The organism is Pelagibacterium sp. (assembly GCF_035555455.1).
Lineage (GTDB): Bacteria > Pseudomonadota > Alphaproteobacteria > Rhizobiales > Devosiaceae > Pelagibacterium.
Genome location: NZ_DATMGM010000004.1, coordinates 1 through 19,216, shown reverse-complemented (window position 1 = coordinate 19,216; position 19,216 = coordinate 1). Strand labels below are relative to the sequence as shown.

Annotated in this window: 24 protein-coding genes and 2 tRNA genes; 13 read left to right on the top strand and 13 right to left on the bottom strand. The window is 63.4% G+C overall.

Going from position 1 to position 19,216, the window contains the following annotated elements:
- Positions 1-79 precede the first annotated feature (79 nt).
- Together VNS12_RS00360 and tdh are read left to right on the top strand one after the other, a co-directional pair.
- Positions 80-1,270, top strand: a complete 1,191-nt coding sequence (locus tag VNS12_RS00360; RefSeq protein ID WP_325485850.1) for a glycine C-acetyltransferase — start codon at positions 80-82, stop codon at positions 1,268-1,270.
- 199 nt (positions 1,271-1,469) lie between these two features.
- The gene (gene tdh, locus VNS12_RS00355; RefSeq protein WP_325485849.1) at positions 1,470-2,516 is read left to right on the top strand and encodes an L-threonine 3-dehydrogenase; all 1,047 of its coding nucleotides are present in this window, start codon (positions 1,470-1,472) and stop codon (positions 2,514-2,516) included.
- Between the two features lie 56 nt (positions 2,517-2,572).
- Here tdh and VNS12_RS00350 read toward each other — a convergent pair whose 3' ends face one another.
- The 3 genes from VNS12_RS00350 to VNS12_RS00340 all read right to left on the bottom strand — a co-directional run bounded on the left by VNS12_RS00350 (position 2,573) and on the right by VNS12_RS00340 (position 3,705).
- Positions 2,573-2,848 (bottom strand): hypothetical protein, encoded by a 276-nt coding sequence (locus VNS12_RS00350; RefSeq protein WP_325485848.1) that lies wholly within the window; start codon positions 2,846-2,848, stop codon positions 2,573-2,575.
- An 84-nt stretch (positions 2,849-2,932) separates the two neighbouring features.
- Positions 2,933-3,301 (bottom strand): TIGR02301 family protein, encoded by a 369-nt coding sequence (locus VNS12_RS00345; protein ID WP_325485847.1) that lies wholly within the window; start codon positions 3,299-3,301, stop codon positions 2,933-2,935.
- Positions 3,298-3,705, bottom strand: coding sequence for an NUDIX hydrolase (locus VNS12_RS00340; RefSeq protein ID WP_325485846.1), 408 nt, complete (start codon positions 3,703-3,705; stop codon positions 3,298-3,300). The genes VNS12_RS00345 and VNS12_RS00340 overlap by 4 nt, the downstream gene beginning before the upstream one ends.
- A gap of 48 nt (positions 3,706-3,753) precedes the next feature.
- Here VNS12_RS00340 and VNS12_RS00335 point away from each other — a divergent pair, with 48 nt between their 5' ends.
- Both VNS12_RS00335 and VNS12_RS00330 read left to right on the top strand, forming a co-directional pair.
- A complete protein-coding gene (locus tag VNS12_RS00335; protein ID WP_325485845.1) occupies positions 3,754-4,497 on the top strand; it encodes an SOS response-associated peptidase in 744 nt (247 codons plus the stop codon).
- A gap of 368 nt (positions 4,498-4,865) precedes the next feature.
- Positions 4,866-5,081, top strand: coding sequence for a hypothetical protein (locus tag VNS12_RS00330; RefSeq protein ID WP_325485844.1), 216 nt, complete (start codon positions 4,866-4,868; stop codon positions 5,079-5,081).
- A gap of 5 nt (positions 5,082-5,086) precedes the next feature.
- On the opposite strand, the gene VNS12_RS00325 is transcribed toward VNS12_RS00330, so the two are convergent.
- Both VNS12_RS00325 and VNS12_RS00320 read right to left on the bottom strand, forming a co-directional pair.
- Positions 5,087-5,650, bottom strand: a complete 564-nt coding sequence (locus VNS12_RS00325; protein WP_325485843.1) for a hemerythrin domain-containing protein — start codon at positions 5,648-5,650, stop codon at positions 5,087-5,089.
- 72 nt (positions 5,651-5,722) lie between these two features.
- Complete coding sequence (locus VNS12_RS00320; RefSeq protein ID WP_325485842.1) at positions 5,723-7,144, bottom strand: FAD-binding oxidoreductase; 1,422 nt, start codon at positions 7,142-7,144, stop codon at positions 5,723-5,725.
- A 141-nt stretch (positions 7,145-7,285) separates the two neighbouring features.
- Between VNS12_RS00320 and fabI the strand changes: the two genes are divergently transcribed.
- From fabI to aroC, 4 genes are all read left to right on the top strand, one after another.
- On the top strand, positions 7,286-8,089 hold the full coding sequence (gene fabI / locus VNS12_RS00315) for an enoyl-ACP reductase FabI (RefSeq protein ID WP_325485841.1): 804 nt from the start codon (positions 7,286-7,288) through the stop codon (positions 8,087-8,089).
- Between the two features lie 58 nt (positions 8,090-8,147).
- On the top strand, positions 8,148-8,777 hold the full coding sequence (locus VNS12_RS00310; RefSeq protein ID WP_325485840.1) for a histidine phosphatase family protein: 630 nt from the start codon (positions 8,148-8,150) through the stop codon (positions 8,775-8,777).
- Complete coding sequence (locus VNS12_RS00305) at positions 8,771-9,196, top strand: group III truncated hemoglobin (protein ID WP_325485839.1); 426 nt, start codon at positions 8,771-8,773, stop codon at positions 9,194-9,196. The genes VNS12_RS00310 and VNS12_RS00305 overlap by 7 nt, the downstream gene beginning before the upstream one ends.
- Before the next feature lie 340 nt (positions 9,197-9,536).
- Positions 9,537-10,658: a chorismate synthase gene (aroC, locus tag VNS12_RS00300; protein WP_325485838.1), complete on the top strand. Its 1,122-nt coding sequence runs from the start codon at positions 9,537-9,539 to the stop codon at positions 10,656-10,658.
- A gap of 454 nt (positions 10,659-11,112) precedes the next feature.
- Here the strand turns inward: aroC and VNS12_RS00295 are convergent, their stop codons facing one another.
- From VNS12_RS00295 to VNS12_RS00280, 4 genes are read right to left on the bottom strand one after another with little or no spacing between them, the layout of a single operon-like run.
- Positions 11,113-11,862: a TlyA family RNA methyltransferase gene (locus VNS12_RS00295; protein ID WP_325485837.1), complete on the bottom strand. Its 750-nt coding sequence runs from the start codon at positions 11,860-11,862 to the stop codon at positions 11,113-11,115.
- A gap of 22 nt (positions 11,863-11,884) precedes the next feature.
- Positions 11,885-12,472 carry an SCO family protein gene (locus VNS12_RS00290; protein WP_325485836.1) on the bottom strand — a complete coding sequence of 196 codons (588 nt, stop codon included), beginning with the start codon at positions 12,470-12,472 and terminating at the stop codon, positions 11,885-11,887.
- A gap of 18 nt (positions 12,473-12,490) precedes the next feature.
- The gene (locus VNS12_RS00285) at positions 12,491-12,724 is read right to left on the bottom strand and encodes an exodeoxyribonuclease VII small subunit (RefSeq protein ID WP_325485835.1); all 234 of its coding nucleotides are present in this window, start codon (positions 12,722-12,724) and stop codon (positions 12,491-12,493) included.
- A gap of 7 nt (positions 12,725-12,731) precedes the next feature.
- The gene (locus VNS12_RS00280; protein WP_325485834.1) at positions 12,732-13,691 is read right to left on the bottom strand and encodes a histone deacetylase family protein; all 960 of its coding nucleotides are present in this window, start codon (positions 13,689-13,691) and stop codon (positions 12,732-12,734) included.
- 59 nt (positions 13,692-13,750) lie between these two features.
- Here VNS12_RS00280 and VNS12_RS00275 point away from each other — a divergent pair, with 59 nt between their 5' ends.
- The 3 genes from VNS12_RS00275 to VNS12_RS00265 are packed head-to-tail and all read left to right on the top strand — an operon-like array spanning position 13,751 to position 16,129.
- On the top strand, positions 13,751-14,728 hold the full coding sequence (locus VNS12_RS00275; protein ID WP_325485833.1) for an L-threonylcarbamoyladenylate synthase: 978 nt from the start codon (positions 13,751-13,753) through the stop codon (positions 14,726-14,728).
- Positions 14,729-14,786: 58 nt separating this feature from the next.
- The gene (locus VNS12_RS00270; RefSeq protein WP_325485832.1) at positions 14,787-15,368 is read left to right on the top strand and encodes an RNA polymerase sigma factor; all 582 of its coding nucleotides are present in this window, start codon (positions 14,787-14,789) and stop codon (positions 15,366-15,368) included.
- Positions 15,365-16,129 (top strand): hypothetical protein, encoded by a 765-nt coding sequence (locus VNS12_RS00265; RefSeq protein WP_325485831.1) that lies wholly within the window; start codon positions 15,365-15,367, stop codon positions 16,127-16,129. Before VNS12_RS00270 ends, VNS12_RS00265 begins: the two co-directional genes overlap by 4 nt.
- 15 nt (positions 16,130-16,144) lie before the next feature.
- On the opposite strand, the gene VNS12_RS00260 is transcribed toward VNS12_RS00265, so the two are convergent.
- Positions 16,145-16,219: transfer RNA gene (locus VNS12_RS00260), tRNA-Gln, on the bottom strand.
- 145 nt (positions 16,220-16,364) lie between these two features.
- Here VNS12_RS00260 and VNS12_RS00255 point away from each other — a divergent pair.
- Positions 16,365-16,441: transfer RNA gene (locus VNS12_RS00255), tRNA-Pro, on the top strand.
- Positions 16,442-16,491: 50 nt separating this feature from the next.
- On the opposite strand, the gene VNS12_RS00250 is transcribed toward VNS12_RS00255, so the two are convergent.
- The 3 genes from VNS12_RS00250 to VNS12_RS00240 form a co-directional block, all read right to left on the bottom strand.
- On the bottom strand, positions 16,492-17,802 hold the full coding sequence (locus VNS12_RS00250) for an NAD(P)/FAD-dependent oxidoreductase (protein ID WP_325485830.1): 1,311 nt from the start codon (positions 17,800-17,802) through the stop codon (positions 16,492-16,494).
- Positions 17,802-17,966, bottom strand: a complete 165-nt coding sequence (locus VNS12_RS00245; RefSeq protein WP_325485829.1) for a hypothetical protein — start codon at positions 17,964-17,966, stop codon at positions 17,802-17,804. Before VNS12_RS00245 ends, VNS12_RS00250 begins: the two co-directional genes overlap by 1 nt.
- Positions 17,967-18,144: 178 nt before the next feature.
- Positions 18,145-18,759: a biotin transporter BioY gene (locus VNS12_RS00240; RefSeq protein ID WP_325485828.1), complete on the bottom strand. Its 615-nt coding sequence runs from the start codon at positions 18,757-18,759 to the stop codon at positions 18,145-18,147.
- A 68-nt stretch (positions 18,760-18,827) separates the two neighbouring features.
- On the opposite strand from VNS12_RS00240, the gene VNS12_RS00235 reads away from it, so the two are divergent.
- Positions 18,828-19,216: MBL fold metallo-hydrolase (locus VNS12_RS00235; RefSeq protein ID WP_325485827.1), on the top strand; the 389-nt coding region annotated here is incomplete at its 3' end.

Sequence of the window (19,216 nt, the reverse complement as noted above, 5' to 3'; positions counted from 1 at the left end):
ACTCTCATCCGATGCACGGAAATCGTTGACTCAAATTCCAATATAACGGAAACTGCCTCCACCCAAAGGAGTTGCAGTCATGATGGATGGTTTCGCCCTTCACCTTTCCCAGACCCTCGACGGCATTCGAGAGGAGGGGCTCTACAAGTCCGAAATGGTGATTCAGTCGGCCCAGAGCGCCGTTGTCACTGTGGCCGGACGCCCGATGGTCAATCTGTGCGCCAACAATTATCTCGGGCTCGCCGATGATCCGGATGTCGTCGCCGCCAGCGTCGATGCGTTGCAACGCTACGGGTCGGGCATGGCGTCGGTGCGCTTCATCTGCGGCACCCATGAGCTGCACAAGCAGCTTGAAACCGCCGTGGCGCGCTATCTGGACAAGGACGATGCCATCCTGTTCGGCTCGTGCTTCGATGCCAATGGCGGTCTTTTCGAAACGCTTTTGGGGCCAGAGGATGCGGTCATCTCCGATACGCTCAACCACGCCTCGATCATTGACGGAGTGCGCTTGTCCAAAGCGCGTCGCTACCGGTTTTCCACCTCGGATATGGATGATCTGCGCCTCCAGCTTCAGGCCGCCGATGACGATGGTGCACGCTTCAAGCTGATCGTCACCGATGGCGTGTTCTCCATGGACGGCTATATCGCCGACCTGCCTGCCATCTGTGCGCTGGCTGAAGAGTATCGAGCTGTGGTGATGATCGATGATTGCCACGCCACCGGCCATCTGGGCGCAGAGGGCAAAGGCACGCCGTCGCTCACCGGGGCGGGGAATCGCGTCGACATCATCTCGGGCACGTTCGGCAAGACACTGGGGGGCGCGCTGGGCGGGTTCATCGCAGGCCCGCAACCGGTCATCGATCTGTTGCGCCAGCGGGCCCGGCCTTACCTGTTTTCCAATGCCTTGCCCCCTTCGGTGGCTGCCGGGGCGCTGAAAGCCATCGAGATCGCGCGAGGTGCGGATGACCGGCGTGCGCGTCTCCAAACCCTCGCCAGCCGGTTCCGCAATGCTCTTTCGGAGGCCGGGTTTGAACTGGTGCCCGGCGAAACCCCGATCATCCCGGTGATGCTGCATGAGGCGACAAGGGCGCAGGCGATGGCCAAGGCCCTGCAGGAGCGGGGCGTGCTGGTTTCAGCCTTTTCGTTCCCGGTCGTTCCCAAGGGCCAGGCCCGCATTCGCACCCAGATGTCGTCGGGGCTGTCCGATGACAACGTGACGTTCGCCATCGACGCGTTCATCGGCGCGGGCAAAGAGTTGGGGGTGATTTGATGGAGCAGGTCAGCGCCCCCCTCATCCCCGACCCTTCTCCCACCAGGGGAGAAGGGGGCTCTTCTGGTCGGCCCCGGAGGCTCCACGTCCGCAGTTCCCCTTCTCCCCTTGAGGGAGAAGGTGGCCTTTCGCGAAGCGAAAGGCCGGATGAGGGGTGCGCAGCGGTGGCAGGTACCACCGGAGTGAGAGGACCACTGCAATGACCGCCACCATGAAAGCCCTCGTCAAGGCAAAGGCACAGCCGGGACTATGGATGGAAGAGGTGCCCATCCCCGAAATCGGGCCCGATGATGTGCTCGTCAAGGTCACCAAGACCGGCATTTGCGGCACCGATCTGCACATCTATAAATGGGATCAGTGGGCGCAGGGCGCGGTGCCGGTGCCCATGACTGTGGGGCACGAATATTCCGGGACGATCGCCCGGCTCGGCGCAAATGTCAGCCATTTGACCCTTGGCCAGCGCGTGTCAGGCGAAGGTCATGTGATCGGATTCAAATCGCGCGCCAGCCGGGCCGGGCGCTTCCATCTCGATCCCGAAACGCGCGGGGTCGGGGTCAATCTGCCCGGCGCATTTGCCGAATATGTCAAAATCCCCGCGTTCAATATCGTGCCGCTGCCCGACAGCGTGGACGATGAACTGGCGGCGATCCTCGATCCGCTCGGTAACGCAGTTCATACGGCGCTGGCGTTTGATCTGGTGGGCGAGGATGTGCTGATCACCGGGGCCGGGCCGATCGGCATCATGAGCGCGGCGGTGGCCAAGCATGTCGGCGCGCGTCACGTGGTGATCACCGATCCCAACGATCATCGGCTGGAATTGGCCCGCAAGACCGCGCCGGGCGTCATCGCCGTCAACACGGCCGACGACCTCCGCGCAGTTGCGGCTGACCTTGGCATGAGTGAAGGCTTTGACGTGGGGTTCGAAATGAGCGGCGCACCCGCCGCCATGGCCACTCTCACCGAACATCTGGTGATGGGGGGCAAGATCGCCATGCTCGGCCTGCCCGCAAAGCCGTTCGAATATGACTTCGCCAAGATGGTCTTAAAAATGCTGACCATCAAAGGCATTTACGGGCGCGAGATGTTCGAGACCTGGCACAAGATGCTGGCCATGCTGCAATCGGGCCTCGATATCCGCCCGGTGATCACCAACCGCTTTCCCGCCGCCGAATTCGACGTCGCCTTCCAAAGCGCCATTCAGGGCGGGGCGGGCAAGATCGTGCTCGATTGGCAGAGCGAGGACTGAGTTTTAAACTGGTTATGGCGCGGCGATCCGTCGCGCCAATCCGGACGCTGCCGAATCTATTGGAGCACGCGGTCGAGCGAATATTCGCCGTTGCTGATTCGGTCCGGAACCTTGCCGATCATCTGCGCCACGGCTTCTTCGCCATAATCGCGAACCAGCGTGGCGATGGCGGCAAACAGGGCGGCGTGGGCCAGCGCCTCGGTATCGATTCCATCGGTATCCGCCGCATTCCAGGCGTCTGCGAGGTATTCGAGCGCAATCTGGCGCTCTTCCTGCTCGGCTTCGAAGCTGGCGGAATCGGTGGGGAATGGGAACGTGATGCGCGTTGTCATGGGCGCTAGTTAACACGCCTTTGCGGCGCTGCTAAGCGGAAATGACCAATTGGTTAACGCGCAAAGACAAATTGGGGAAAACACTTACTCGGCATACCGCTGATGGATGTCGCGCGAGAGAGCCTCGCCTTCGTGCAAAAGCCGGGAGATTGCCGTTTCGGCAGAGGGCGTGCAGCTTTGGTAAAACCGCGCATACGCCTCGTAACCTGCGTTGAAAGCGCCGGCGAGCCGCGCGCGGCGATCGTCTTCCGGCTCGTCGCGCTCCATCAGGTCGGCCATCTGCATCCGCCAGTCCGTGGTGGTGTCGCCGCACAATGGGGACAGCATATAGAGCCCGCCCAAAATCTCCGACAGCCGCTCCATTTGCGGCTGATAGAGCGGGTCCACGGCCACAGCGGGCAGGGGAGCCAGCACGACGATGCCTGCCAGCGCCACGCTGGCCAGCCGTTTCATTGTCCGGCCCGTGCAAGGCTGAGGCAATCGGCGCAGGCCCGCACGATTTCGGCCAGATTCTCTGTGGTGCGATAGGCCTGAACCTCGTCGACATGCACCCAGTCCCAATCGCTGATTTCCGGGCTGGCGACGGGGGCGGCCATCGCCACGGTGTCGGCGAACACCGCCAGCGTATAGGTCGTGGCCCCTTCGCCCACCGTTTCGACCAGCACCTGCACCGGATCGGTCACAATCAGCCTCGTTTCCTCGAACAGCTCGCGCTTGACGCACTCCATGGGAGTTTCGTCGGGCTCCATCCGGCCGCCCGGAAAGGTCCAATACCCGGCATAGGGCGCAAAGGCGCGCTGGATCAGCAGCACATGATCGCCATTAAACAGCCCGATCGAACAGGCGTTGGGCTTCATGTGGCCGCCGCCAGCGCTATATAGAGGGGAGAAAGGGACAATTGATTCATGTGCGGACGATACGCGATTACCCTGCCTGATGAGGCGATGCGCCAGATCTTCAAGACGGCAAATCTACTGCACTCGGTGCCGCGCTACAATATCGCTCCGACCCAGCCGGTGCCTGCCATCTGGGAGGATGGGGGAGGGCGTACGGCCAAGCTGGCGCGCTGGGGGCTGGTGCCCCATTGGGTCAAGGATCCCCGTGACTTCCCCTTGCTGATCAACGCCCGCGCCGAGACCATGGCGCAAAAGCCCGCCTTCCGCGATGCGGTGCGTCACATGCGCTGCATCCTGCCCGCCTCGGGCTATTATGAATGGCGCACGCTCCCCGATGGCAACAAGCAACCCTATTACATCACGCTCGCCGACGGCGCGCCCATGGCCATGGCGGGCCTGTATTCCACCTGGATGGGGCCGGAGGGCGAAGAGGTCGATACGGTGACCGCCATCACCGTGCCCTCGGGGCCTGACCTCAAACATGTTCATCACCGCATGGTTGCCCTGCTGGACGCGGACCAGGTCGACCAATGGCTCGATGTGCGCGGAACGCGATTCGCCGAGGTGCAATCGGTGATCGCGCCCGTCCCGGCGGGTACGATGATGTCCCATCCGGTTTCGACCCGAGTCAATTCAACCGCCAATGACGGCCCTGACCTTATCGTAAGGGTTAATGAGACGCGCGCCGAGCCGCCTTCGGCCAAGCCGTTGAAATCAAAAAACAAAGATGCCGGACAGCTCGATCTTTTCTGATTTTTTCTCCGGAACCGGTTCCGCACTCTGCCGTTCTTGCAGCAGGAAATTCCGCTAACGACCGCCGTTTTGGCACAATCGTACTCGATCTTTCCCACAAGTCTTGCTATTGACTACCTGCGGCATCGAGCGTGGTGCCGCAAGGTCAGGCTGGAGAACGGCAAAATGGTAACACAAACTGCATGGGCACGCCTGACCGCGTCCGAGATCCGCTGTGTACGACTTAAACCTACCGGTCTCATGTGTCGCTCCTGGAATTGGCGAGTATAGCGACGTTAGTCGCCTGCCACCTTCACAAGACCCTCACATAAGACTGTTAGCACCGCCCTCGAACCGGGTGGTTTCGCGTTACGCAGAGTGTTTCGATCATGACCAAGCCAATTGTTATTTCCGTCGCCGGTGAACCCCAGGGAGTCGTCATCCCCAATGGAGCGGATTTTCGCTTCATGGCGGTGAAACTGGGCGTGTTTCCGCTCGACGGCCAGGTGTTTGAATCGATCGAAGCCGCCCGCGCCGCTGCCCGCGACGTGGTCAACGCCGCGGACGCGCAGGCGCCGGGACCTGACGATGGGCTGGTTGCCTGAACGGCTCAGCCGCCCATGATCCGGAAATAACCCAGAGCGTCGCCGATCGAGTCTTCTTCGTAGCCCAGGTGCGAGAGCAGCACGCGCTCCAGCGCGTCGTTGACCTCGACCGCGTCGTCAAAATTGGCCGCGTTGGGGTCCTGCACCAGGACGTTGAGGGCGCCGATCAGCTTGACCAGCAACGCATGGACCACTTCGTGCTCGGCAATCAGGCGATCGACAACCTTCTTCCACGCCTCGCCTTTGGCCGACAGCGCCGGAAACAGCGCCTGATCTTCGAGCGAGTGGTGGCCGTGGACGATCTGGCAGTGCTGCCCGCACAGATTGCCGAAGCGCCGGAAGTTGTGAACCATGGTCAGCGCCTCGGCCTCGCGCTGCACGTCCTCTGCGGTTTTCTGGCCGTCCATGATCTGGTCGATCATCGCGCGCAACACTTTCGTGTTCCGGCGCAGATTGTCATGGACGTCCTTGAGGTGTTCGCCCGCAGCCCGCTGATGCGGGGCGAGGTTTTCGAGTTTTGGCGCCTTGGGGCGCGTCGAATCGTCGAGGAAGCTGATATCGAGAAGCATGGGGAAACCAAAAATTTGTGGCTGTGTGGCCCCTTATCTACGCATTCATATCGCGATTGCTAGACGGCACATTCATGTGCCCGGGTCGAGCAGCTTGCCCGGATTGAGAATCCCCTTGGGATCGAGCGCCGCTTTGATGGCCCGCATCATCGACAGTGCCACCGGATCCTTGACCTGGGCCAGCAGCCCGGTCTTGAGCTGCCCGATCCCGTGTTCGGCGGAAATCGACCCGCCCAGATCCCTCACTACATCATAGATTGCCGCGTGCACCGCCTCGGCCTCGTCCATGAAGCGCTTGGCATCCGCGCCTTCGGGTTGGGAAAAGTTGAAGTGGATATTGCCATCGCCAAGATGGCCGAAGGGCACCGGACGGATGCCGGGCACCACGCTTTGCGCCGCTTCGCTGCCCCGCGCGATCAACTCGGGCACCGCCGCCACCGGCACCGAGACATCGTGCTTGATCGACGCGCCCTCGCGCGATTGCACTTCCGACATCTGCTCGCGCGCCACCCAGAACGCCTCGCGCTGGGCCAGTGAGTCGGCAATCACCCCATTGGTGACCAGATCGCGCTCAAACAGCGCCTCGATCGCTTCGGTCAGCGCGCCGGAGTGCCCGCCCTGGGGAATGGAAAGTTCCGCCAGCACGTACCAGTCCGAGGGCTCTGCCGTCGGGTCCTGCGCGATCATCTTGTGCTTGAGCTGGAAATCGAAGCCGATCCGCGGCATCAGCTCGAACGCGGTCAGCGCCTGGCCCGCCTGTGCCCGCAGCGCGGCAAACACGTTTAGCGCCGCCTGGGGCGACGCCACATTGAGCAGGGCGGTTTCATACCCTTGCGGCTTGGGGAACAGTTTCAGCGTCGCCGCCGTGATGATGCCCAGCGTGCCTTCGGAGCCGACCAGCAAGTCCTTGAGATCATAGCCGGTATTGTCCTTGCGCAGGGCGTTGAGCCCATTATAGAGCGCGCCGTCGGCAAGCACCGCCTCGACCCCGAGGCACAATTCGCGCGCATTGCCGTAAGAGAGCACCTGCACGCCGCCAGCATTCGAGCCCAGCACCCCGCCGATCCGCGCCGACCCTTGCGACGCGATATAGAGCGGGAACATCATCCCAGCCTCTTCGGCGATCTCATGGGCCTCTTGCAGGGTGGTTCCGGCGTCCAGCGTCATATGTCCGGCGGCGGCGTCGATGTTGCGGACGCCTTTTAGCCGGGAGATGGAGAGGATCACCTCGTCACCAGCAAACGGAACCTGTCCGCCCACCAGCCCGGTATTGCCTGCCTGGGGCACGATCCGCACGCCATTCTCGTGGGCCCATGCCATCACTTTTTGCACCTCGGGCACGCTGCGCGGCAAGGCCACGGCCTGGGCCGGGATGTGAAAGCGCCCGCGCGGTTCGGAGAGATATCCGGCCATGTCGCCGGGCTGGTGCAAGACGCTGTCTTCCCCCAGAAGGGCGACAAGCGCTGCGACGATCTGGTCTTGATGAAGGCTCATGGACACACTTTCCTTGGATCGGCGTCCCCTATCATGGCGCCGGTGCGCTTGGCCACACAGGCAACCCCCGTTGCCACCTTGCCCGATGCCATCCCCTGTGCCAAAACCGGCGACAACGTCAATGATCCTCGGAGAACATGAATGGCTGGATTGATGGAAGGCAAGCGCGGGCTCATCATGGGCGTCGCCAACAACCGCTCGATTGCCTACGGCATCGCCAAGGCCCTGCACGATCAGGGTGCGGAAATGGCCTTCACCTATCAGGGCGAGGCGCTGCACCGCCGCGTCCAGCCCATCGCCGCCGAATTCGGGTCCGATCTGGTGCTGCCGTGCGACGTGACCGACGCCGACGCCATGGATGCGGTGTTCAACGTCCTCAAGTCACAATGGGGCAAGCTCGACTTCCTCGTGCACGCCATCGGCTTTTCCAACAAGGAAGAGCTTGAGGGCCGCTATGTGGACACCACCCCCGGCAATTTCGCGCTGACCATGAACATTTCGGTGTATTCGCTCACGGCCCTGGCCAAGCGCGCCGAAGCGATGATGGAGCCGGGCGGCTCGATCCTCACGCTCACCTATTACGGTGCGGAAAAGGTCCTGCCCAACTATAATGTCATGGGTGTCGCCAAGGCCGCGCTCGAAGCCTCGGTGCGTTATCTGGCATCCGATCTGGGCCCGCAGGGCATCCGGGTCAACGCCATTTCCGCCGGGCCGATCAAGACCCTTGCCGCCTCGGGCATTTCCGATCTGCGCGAAATGCTCAAGTGGAACGAGGAAAACGCGCCCCTGCGCCGCAATGTCACCATCGACGAAGTCGGCAATTCCGCGCTCTATCTTTTGTCCGGCCTGTCGAGCGCGGTGACCGGTGAGGTCCATTATGTCGATTCCGGTTACAACATCATCGGCATGAAGGCCTTGCAAAAGGATACGCCTGCCTCAGAATAGGGCGGCCCCCGGGGCGCGGCTCATCCCGCGCCCTTCATTCCAACCGATTGATTTTGCTATGCATCACGTTTCCTGGCCCGATTTTTACTTCGCGCGCCATGGCGAAACCAACTGGAACCGCGAACGCCGCTATCAGGGCAGCCGCGACATCCCCCTCAACGAGACAGGCCAGAAGCAGGCCGATTCCAACGGCGTGCTGCTGCGTTTCCTGCTCGAAGAAGCAGGTGCCGATCCCACGGCGTTCAACTGGTACGCCTCGCCATTGAGCCGCGCGCGAGAAACCATCGAGCGCATGCGCGCCGCGTTTGATATCGCGTTGCCCGAAGTCATTTATGACGAGCGGCTGGTCGAGATTTCCTTTGGCAAGTTCGAAGGCCTGCTCCACGAGGAGATCGCGCGTGAGCGCAACGAAGCCCTCGCACCGGGCCAGCGCGATGCCAGCTATTGGCATTTCCGCCCCGATGAGGGCGAAAATTACGAGGATGTGGCTCAGCGCCTCCTCGATTTCGCCACGGGTCTGGCCGACCATTCCATCATCGTCGCCCATGGCGGTGTCCTGCGGGTGCTCCGGCATCTGGTGGAGGGTGCCGACCGGGCCGAAGTGCTCAACTGGGAAGCGCCGCAAGGGGTCATCGCCCATTTCGAGGGAAGGGCGATGACGCTGCATGCAGCGCAAAAGACATGGTAGATGACAACCCGCTCACCCGCCCCGGCGCCGCCCATCCCGACATCACCGATGCCGGGATTGCCGATCTGATCGCCACTTTCTATGGGCGGGCGCGTGAGGATGAACTGATCGGACCGATCTTCAACCGGGCGGTGGACGACTGGCCCGAGCATATCGCCCAGATCACCGACTTCTGGAGTTCGATCATGCTGCGGACCGGGCGCTATTCCGGGCGCCCGCTAAACCCGCATCTGCGTCTGCCGCTTGAGGATGCGCATTTTGATCGCTGGCTGGCGCTGTTCGAACAGACCGCGACCGAGCTGTTCAACGACGAAATCGCCCACGAATTCATGATCCGCGCCCGCCGCATCGCCGACAATTTCGAAATGGCCATCGGCAGCATGCGCGGGGAGATCAGATCACCGCGTCACTCGCGCTAGCAGTCTGGCCTCCGGGGTGTGTAGCATCGCTTCAATCTCCAGCGCCCACATATTTCTTTTTCCCTTCTCCCCTTGAGGGAGAAGGTGCCCCGGAGGGGCGGATGAGGGGTGCGCTGAGTTCGCACGTTCCCCAGCGTCATCCCGGGCAAAGACCCGAGATCCAGTAACCGGCAGAGCTGTGGTTCTATCTTCAACGCTGCCGCATAGTGGATCCCGTCAAGGCCGGGATGACCCGCTGAGGAAAGGGCAGCGCTTCGGCAAAACTCCCAGCCCCCCATCCAATGATTGACCCCGCGCCGGGCGCTGCCTAGAACAGCGCCAACCAGACAGGGCACCTGCTATGAGCTACAACAGTTTCGGCCACATGTTCCGCTTCACCACCTGGGGTGAAAGCCACGGACCCGCACTCGGCGTGGTGGTCGATGGCTGTCCGGCGGGGCTGGCGATCAGCGCCGAAGCGATCCAGCGCGATCTCGACCGTCGCCGTCCGGGCCAGTCACGCTATACGACCCAGCGCCGCGAGGCCGATGAGGTGAAAATCCTGTCCGGCGTGTTCGAGGACGAGCGCACCGACGGGCTGCGCACCACCGGAACGCCGATCTCGCTGATGATCGAAAACACCGATCAGCGCAGCAAGGACTATTCCGACATCCGCGACAAATTCCGTCCCGGCCACGCCGATTACACCTATTTCCAGAAATACGGCATCCGCGATTATCGCGGCGGCGGGCGGTCATCGGCGCGTGAAACCGCAGCCCGCGTCGCGGCGGGGGCGGTAGCGCGCCTTGTGATCCCGCAGGTCACTATCCGCGCTTCGCTGATCCAGGTCGGCCCGCATCGCATCGACCACGCCAATTTCGATTGGGATGAAGTCGATCGCAACCCGTTCTTTTGTGCCGACGCAAAGGCGGCAGAACATTGGGCCACCTATCTCGACGGTATCCGCAAGGCCGGTTCGTCGGTGGGCGCGGTGGTCGAAGTGGTGGCCGAAGGCGTGCCAGCCGGGTGGGGAGCGCCGATTTATGGCAAGCTCAGCTCCGATATCGCCTCGGCCTTCATGTCGATCAACGCCGTCAAGGGCGTCGAGATCGGTGCGGGCATGGAGGCGGCGGAATTGACCGGCGACGCCAACGCCGATCAGATGCGCTCGGCTTCGCCCCTGCCGGCGTTCCTTTCCAACAAGGCTGGCGGCATTCTGGGCGGCATTTCCACGGGCGAGCCGATTGTCGCGCGCTTTGCCGTCAAGCCGACCAGTTCTATCCTGACGCCGCGCCAGACGGTGACCACGGCCAATGAGGATACCGACATCATCACCAAGGGCCGCCACGATCCCTGTGTCGGCATCCGCGCCGTGCCGATTGGCGAGGCGATGATGGCCTGTGTGCTCGCCGACCATTTCCTGCGCCATCGCGGGCAGACGGGTCGCGACGGCGGCATCGGCTTCGAAGGCGGCACCGACTGAAATTGCCACTGTTTCCAATGGGGTGAGGCACCGGAGCGTTTCCAGGAAAAGTGAAGCCCGTTTTCCGGTTCGGAAACGGGACAGGCATAAAGTCCTGCCGCGCTGCCCTTGAAACGCCGTGTTTGCGCACCATATTGAATAGCGCGGGGGCAAACGCTGCCGCCCGCTTCCTACAATCACCAAACAAGAGGCTCCCGCCCGTAGTGTGTGGAGAGCCCGGGAGAATGCTATGCCTGCCATGCGGCTTTGCCGCTTGTGCGATGGGCCTGTGCCGCGCGCTGCCCGGCGTTGCCCATGGTGCAAGAACGATATCAAGATTTTTTCTGCGCGTCCGCGTCAGAGCTTTTCCCCCGTCCGGGGCAAGTTCACGCCGTCGCCCATCATGCCGCCGCCGGAACTGGCGGCCCGTGAAGACCTGACCATGTGAAGTTGAGGGCGCCATTGGCGCCCTGTTTCATATCTTTTGCTTGGAAAATGCCCCGAGATATTCGGTGTTGCCGTCGCCGCCGGTCAGCGGCGAGACCCAACGCCCGAGCAACGACCAGCCCAGCCCCGCCATGTGATCGATCACCGCGCCGATCGCGGCCTCCACATGCGGGCCGGGCACGACAATGCCCCCCTTGCCAATATGATCGCGGCCCACTTCAAATTGCGGCTTGATCAACAGGATCGCCTGCGCTCCGGGTGCGCACAGGGCCGATGGCGCGTCGATGATCTTGATCAGCGAGACAAAACTCACATCCCCAACCAGCAACTCGATCGGCTCTGGAACCAGCGTGCGGTCGAGGTCTCGCGCATTGGTGCCTTCCAGCGATACGACTTGGGGCAGGGCGGCCACATCCTTGTGCAGCTGCCCGTGGCCGACATCGACGGCATAGATTTTTGCCGCGCCGCGTTCGGCCAGCACCTGGGTGAACCCGCCGGTTGAAGCCCCCAGATCGAGGCAGATTTTTCCAGCCGGGTCAAAACCGCTCCGGTCCAGCCCGGCGGTGAGCTTGAGCGCAGCGCGCGACACATACCCCGACGCAGGGTCATCGAGCGCAATAACGTCGGTCTCGCCGACCTGCTGGCCGGGCTTGGTGGCCGGTGCGCCATTGACGCTGACCGTGCCGCGCATAATAGCATCGCGCGCTCTGGCCCGCGAGGGGACCAGCCCCCGCTGTTCCAGCGCCACGTCGAGTCGTATCCGGGGTGGGGTCAGCACGAGTGACGTCCGCTTTTGCGGCTCATGCGCCGGTTAGCCGCTTCACCTTGCCCAGTGCCGCTTGCGTATCCTCGCCCCAGGCGATGGTGCCGAAGAACTTGCCCTCAGCATCGAGCATGAAGATCGAGGCGGTGTGGTTGACCAGATAGTCGCTGGACCCTTCCGCTTCCACCTTCTCGGAAAAGACGCCATAGCTGCGCTTGATCTGCTCGGTCTGGGCCTCGTCCCCGATCAGCCCGACAACGTCCGGCCCGAAATTGGACAGATAGCTCCGCGTGTGATCGAGGGTGTCCCGCGCCGGATCGACCGATACGAACAGGATGCGCAGATCGTCGTCATCGAGCCCCAGCGCCGCCTTCCAGCCGGTGGCCTCGGCCAGCGTCGTGGGGCATACATCGGGGCAATAGGTATAGCCAAAAAACATCAGCGTCGGCGTGCCCAGCAGGTCCGCCTGGGTGAACGTCTCGCCGGTGTCGGTCGCCACCATTTCGAACGGGCCGCCATAGGCCGCGCCCGAGGGCGGGATGGGGCGGGTGAGATAGATCACCGTGGCCGAAACCGCCGCAAGGGCCACCAACGCCCACAAAACGATGCGCACTTTTGCCAACATGGCTGCCGATTCCAAACCTTACTGATCGAGGGGCTCGACGCCCACCGGAGTGCCGTCCTTGGCCAGCGTGATCTTTTCGATTCGCGCTTCGGCCTGCTTGAGCAGGGCTTCGCAATGGCGCTTGAGCGCTTCGCCGCGCTCATAGATCGCGATGGATTCCTGCAAGGGCGCCTTGCCGCCTTCCAGCTGCGCGACGATCTTTTCCAGTTCGTCGAGCGCGGCTTCAAAGCTCAGATCGGCGATATCGGTCATGAAAGGCCTATTCCTGTTGGTGGTCGAAATCGGGTCCGGCTTCACCGGTCAGCAGCATGCCTACATGCGCCGATACCCCCGAGGCAAGTCCGCCCAGATCGTAACCGCCTTCGAGCATCGAAACCACACGGTTTGAGCAGCGCCTGGAGGCGATGTCCATCAACTTTCCCGTGAGCCAGGCATAGTCCGATCCCACCCATTCGAGCTGCGCCAGCGGGTCGCGGCGCTCGGCATCGAACCCGGCGGAAACAAGGATCAGATCGGGCGCGAAATTGTCCAGCGCCGGAAAGATCAGGTCCTTATAGGCCAGCCGCATCTCATCGCCGGCGGTCCCCGCTCTGAGCGCGACGTTGACCACATTGCCCACCCCGGTCTCGCCGGGTGCGCCGGTGCCGGGAAACAGCGGCATCTGGTGCGAGGAAGCATAAAAGACGTTCGGATCGTCCTGAAAGATATCCTGCGTGCCATTGCCGTGATGCACGTCGAAATCGATGATGGCGATGCGCTCGGCTCCATAGAGGCGCTGCGCCTGCCGGGCGGCGATGGCGATGGTGTTGACGAGGCAAAACCCCATTGACCGGTCGCGCTCGGCGTGATGGCCCGGTGGGCGCGAGAGCACGAAGGCGTTGTCCGCTTCGCCCAGCACCACAGCCTCGATCCCGCGCAACACCCCGCCCAGCGCCGTCGCCGCCGCATCGAGGCTCTGCGCGGCCACAAACGTGTCGGCGTCGAGCTGGCGCAGGCCTTCGGCAGGGCGCAGGTCGCGCAGCGTGTCCATGACGTTGGGGCTGTGGACCAGTTCGGCCAGCGACAGGTCGCCCGCAGGCGCATCCTCGCGCAGCAGCGCCGCCAGCCGCGGATGGGCGAGGGCCTTTGCCGCAGCCTCGATCCGGTCCTGGCGCTCGGCGTGGCCCTGTGGCGTAAGATGCCCGGCCCCATTGGTCTGGCTGAGAAGAAGCGTTGTCATGATGATCCTGAATGTCGCTTCTTCTTGACGTGGCCCGGAGCGCTTGTCAAACAACGCCGATGATACAACCGGTCGCCGATCCCGTCACCATCGAACAGGCTGCCGCCCTGCTGCGGAGCGGGGCGCTCTGCGCCTTTCCCACCGAGACGGTCTATGGGCTGGGCGCCGATGCGACCAACTCCGATGCCGTGGTCAAACTCTACGAGACCAAGGGCCGCCCGCGCTTCAACCCGCTCATCTGCCATTGCGCCGATCTGGCCATGGCCGAGCACTATGCGCTGTTTTCGCCGCTCGCCCGAGAGCTTGCTGCTGCCTTCTGGCCGGGACCGCTGACGCTGGTGCTGCCGCTCAAGCGAGAGAGCGGGTTGTCTGATCTGGTCACCGCCGGGCTCGATACGGTCGGGGTGCGCGTGCCCGCCCATCCGCTGGCGCGCGATCTGATCGCGGCGCTGGGGCGTCCGGTTGCCGGGCCCTCGGCCAATCCATCGGGGCGGCTGTCGCCCACCACCGCCGATCACGTGCATCAGGGATTTGCGGGACGGGTGCCGGTGCTCGATGGCGGTCCCTGCGAACAGGGGCTCGAATCGACCATTCTGGCGGTCGAGGGCGATACGGTCACCCAGTTGCGCGCCGGGGCCTTGCCGCGCCAACAGGTGGAGGCCGCGCTGGGTCGGGACATCCCGGTTGCCGCCGCTGGCAGCGCCATCGCCGCTCCCGGCATGCTGCGCAGCCATTACGCCCCAAATGCCCTGCTGCGCCTCGACGCATCCGCGCCGCAGTCGGGCGAAGCGTGGCTCGGTTTCGGGCCGGGTCCTGCCCATGACGGTCCGGTGCTCAATCTTTCGCCCGTCGGGAATCTGCGTGAGGCGGCCCGCAACTTGTTTTCCTATCTCGCGCGGCTCGATGCGTCCGGCGTGGCGAAAATCGCCGTTGCCCCCATCCCGCAAAACGGGCTTGGCGAAGCAATCAACGATCGTCTGGACCGCGCCGCCGCACCGCGGGCGGCACCTGCGCCGGGGCCCGGCGCCAGAGCTTGATCCGGGCGGCAACCGGGCTGTAGGCTTGCGGTGGAGTGTCGCGTGTGGTTTGGGTTTGATGGACATGGCGAACAGCGCCGCTGAAGCGGCAAGCCGGCCCGCTGCGGCACCCGATCGCAATGCAGCGGAAACCGCTGAACTGGTGCGTCTGGCGCAAGCGGGCGATGTCGCTGCCTTCGAACGCCTTGTCGCCCGCCAGTACAGCTTCATTTTCAAGACGGCGTTTCGCTGGCTTGGGCATCGCAGCGATGCCGAAGATGTGACCCAGACCGTATGCATGCGGCTTGCCACCGCCATAAGGAGTTTCGATTGGCGGGCCAGTTTCACCAGCTGGCTGTACCGGATCACGCTCAATGCGGTGTATGATCTCAAGCGGTCGAGCCAACGCCGCCAGCGCCTGATGTCCGAAATTTCCCTGGGGGCGACCGAGGAGAGCAGGCCGACCCAGGAAGATGAACTCGCCTTGGGCGAACTCTGGCTGGTGGTCCGGCAATTGCCCGAAAAGCAGCGGGACGCTGTGCTGTTGGTTTACGCGGAACACATGAGCCATGCCGAAGCGGCGGAAGTGATGGGATGCAAGGACGTGACCGTCGCCTGGCACATTCATAACGCGCGCAAGGCTCTCAAGGACAGGCTATGACCGGCAAGGACAAGGACCCATTTGAACGCCTGTCGCACAGTGCGACGCCGGAGCCCGACCCCGCCAGAATCGCAGCGGTCGCGGCCATGAGCGCGCGCGCCTTCTCAGCCGGTCTTGCGCGCCCCTCCGGCTCAAAGGGCAGGATGGGTCGGTTCTCGCGCTGGCTGAAAGGCACCCATTGGCTGATGCCGGCTTCCGCCACCGTGTTGACGGTCGTGGTCGCCGCGCTGCTTGTCCCCCTGATCATGCAACCGCAGCCGGGCGCTCCGGCCCCTGCCGATACCATGCTGTCACGCGCGCCAGCCGCTGTCGCCGACGCCGGGCCCTCCGCAACCCAAGAGCGCGAACAAGGGGCGCGGCTGGGCGCCGTGCCGCGGCCCGCAGCGATGGCCGAGTCCGCCCCGCTTGATTTGCGGGCCGATATTGCGGTTGAAACCTATTCTTTCGACGGCCTCGACATCCTGGTGCGTAATGCGCCGGAAGACGTCAGCCTTTATGAGCTGGACGGAGCGGTCGAGCGCCAGATCGATCGCCGCGCCAAAACTCCGTCGGAAACCATCGTCCTCACCGACGCCTTCCGTCACGACAACGATGCGTCCTTGCTGTTGATCCGCTCTGGCGCTGAGGGTGGCCAGCAGCAATGGGATGCCTTTGTCGAGGGCGCTGGCGGTTACGTGCTGTCGGGCGCGCTATCCACGCAAATCCACGACGCCGCCGACCGGGCCGAGGTGATCGCAAGGCTCGAAGGGTCGGAGCGGTAAATCTCATATGAGAGCTGGCTGGGGCGGCAGGATTCGAACCTGCGAATGTCGGTACCAAAAACCGATGCCTTACCACTTGGCGACGCCCCAAAAGCGCGTTGGTCCTACACTGTTTGCCAGCAGCTAGCAACACCGTCGAACGGGCTTGAACAGGTAAGAAACGCACTATATAAGGCGGGCATCGTCGATCGCAAAGCTTGTACAGCAGCGCGAACGGCGCTAGAGACTGACGTAACGGAGTATAGCGCAGCCTGGTAGCGCACCTCGTTCGGGACGAGGGGGTCGGGTGTTCGAATCACCCTACTCCGACCAATCAAGACCGGAGGCTTCATGCCTCCGGTTTTTTTGTGCCTGCTGTCCGGTCAGTCCTGTTTGGCCTGATGCGGGGTTGCGACCGGCGTTTCGGTGGGGATCTGCCCTTGGCCGGTGATCAGCCGGGCGCCCTTGGCATAGGTTGCCCAGGCCCACAGCCAGTTGACCAGCACCGTGATTCGGTTGCGGAAACCCACCAGATAGGCGATGTGCACCGCCCCCCACAGCACCCAGGCGATCCGGCCTGTCACGATGAGCTTGCCGAACTTGCCCACCGCCGCGGCCCGCCCGATGGTCGCCATGGTGCCCCAGTCGCGATAGCGGAACGGCCCCTTGGGGCTCTGGTTGCGCCGCTGGCGGATGATGGCCTGCGCCACATATTGCCCCTGTTGCTTGGCAACGGGGGCCAGAGCGGGCAGGGGAGTGCCATCCTCACCGGCCAGCGTGCTGGCATCGCCGATGACGAACACGCCGGGCCGGTCGGGCACCCGCAGATCGGGGCCGACCCTGATGGTGCCATTGCGTTCGGTCGGAACGTCGAGCCATTTGCCCACCGGGGTCGCCTTCACCCCGGCGCACCAGAAGACGTTGGCGGCCTCGATGGTCGCCTTGCCGGTGACCACCCCCGTTTCGTCCATCTTTTCGACCGGCGAGCCGGTGTGAACCTCGACGCCCAATTGCGCCAGCTTGCGCTCGGTATATGCGCCCAGATGCGGAGGATAGGCATTGAGCAGGGTGTCGAGCGCTTCGATCAGCACCACCCGCGCCGCGCGGGGGTCGATATGGGTGAAATCGCGGGCCAGCGTCGCCTTGGCCAGCTCCGCCAGCGCTCCGGCCATTTCCACCCCGGTTGGACCACCGCCGATGATGACGAACGTCATCAGCCGTTCGCGCAGTTTCGGGTCCTTGGTGTTTTCCGCATGCTCGAACGCCAGCAGCACCCGCCGCCTGATGTTGAGTGCGTCATCGACGCTTTTGAGCGCGGGCGCGTGGGGTGCCCAACTGTCCTCGCGCCCAAAATACGTGAAGGTCGATCCCGTCGCCAGAATCAATTCGCTATAGGCGATCTCGTCGCCGCCCGAGGTTTTGACGATGCGGTTTTCCGTGTCGATCTCGGAAACTTCCTCCATCAGCACGTCGGTCGTCCGGTCGCGCCCCGGCGACAGCACGGCGCGAATCGGCACGGCAATGTCCGCTGGCGACAGCACCGCGGTCGCCACCTGATAGAGCAGCGGCTGGAACAGGTGATGATTACGCCTGTCGATAAGGGTCAAGGGTATGCCGGCCCGGGCCAGCGCCTTTGCGGCGCTCAAGCCCCCGAACCCGGCTCCTACTATTACTACGCGTCCCGCTTCCGCCATCAGTGGTCGTTTTGCTCCTTGTGATACAGTTCGCGCGCGCCCCTCTCGCCGGCGTCTTGTTGACGGCGGGTGGCATGCGACGAACGATTGGCCCCGACGGCCAGGGCTATACCGAGAATGATGGCTCCGCCGAGCACGGCGAACAGCCAGAGATAGGCTTCCATCGTTGTCTCCTTGGTGACGGTTGAAGCGCCTGATCTGAGGCAATCAGATGAGGTACTCCAGTGCCTCGTTTCGACCTTAGCGTCCCCAAATCACAACGGTATCACTGTTGTGCGGGTTGCAAAATAAAAAGGGCCGGTCGCTGTGACCGGCCCTTCGAATCGACAACAGGTCGGTGCGTCAGTTGCGCTTGAGAAGCGCCCAGCCGGCCACGACGGAAAGCGCGGCAAAGGCCATCTTGACGATATCCCAGACGATGAACGGCTCGACCGCACCCTTGTAGGCGGACATCACCACGTTGGACTGGTCGATCCAGCCAGCCTGTCCCGACAGGATCAGCAGCCAGGCAAACCCGATGGCAAAGCCGAAAATGCTCGCGCCCACCATCACGGCAAACAGCGGCACCACGCGCCGCGACAGGCCCTTGTCGGCGGCATAGCCGATAAGGAAGGCCATCGGCAGCCAGCTCAGGATGAACCCGCCCGTGGGGCCCATGAGATAGGGCAGGCCTGCGCCGGCACCGGCAAACACGGGCAGCCCGGCAAGGCCCTGCGCCAGATAGAGTGCAATCGTCGCCATGCCCATGCGGGCGCCCAGCCCTGCTGCCAGTGCCGCAACCGCCATGGTCTGGAGCGTGACCGGAACCGGCCAGACGGGAACGTTGATCTTTGCGGAAATGGTCAGGAGGATCGACCCCAGAAATGCCACCGCAACAGCCGAGACCAGCCGCGCGGTGCGCGATTTGGGCTGGTAGAGGCCGAGCAGCGTGTTAGGGGTCGCGAAAGTCGTGGCCATAAGTTGTCCTTTTGCGCTAAAGCCGAAGCAGGAGTTTTCGTTCTAACGTATATACGCGGTCGCGCGCAATGTCCGCAGAATTGCCTGCCCCTTCCTACAGCACCGATTTCGATCCCGAGACCGACCGGCCCGTTACCATTGCGCCCGGCCTCGTGCGCATCACCGCGCCCAACGCCAGCGCCTATACGTTCACCGGCACCAATTCCTATGTGATCGGCCATGACAGCGTCGTCATCGTCGATCCCGGGCCCGACGATTCGAGCCATCTCGATGCGCTCCTGGAACTGGTAGCCGGGCGAACGGTCATGGCCGTGCTGCTCACCCATACCCATCGCGACCATAGCGCGCTGGTGCGGCGGTTGATGGCTGCGACCGGAGCGCCCCTGTGGTCGGGCGGCCCGCATCGACTGTCGCGGCCGTTGCACCGGTTCGAGCGCAACCCGTTCCGCGCTTCGGG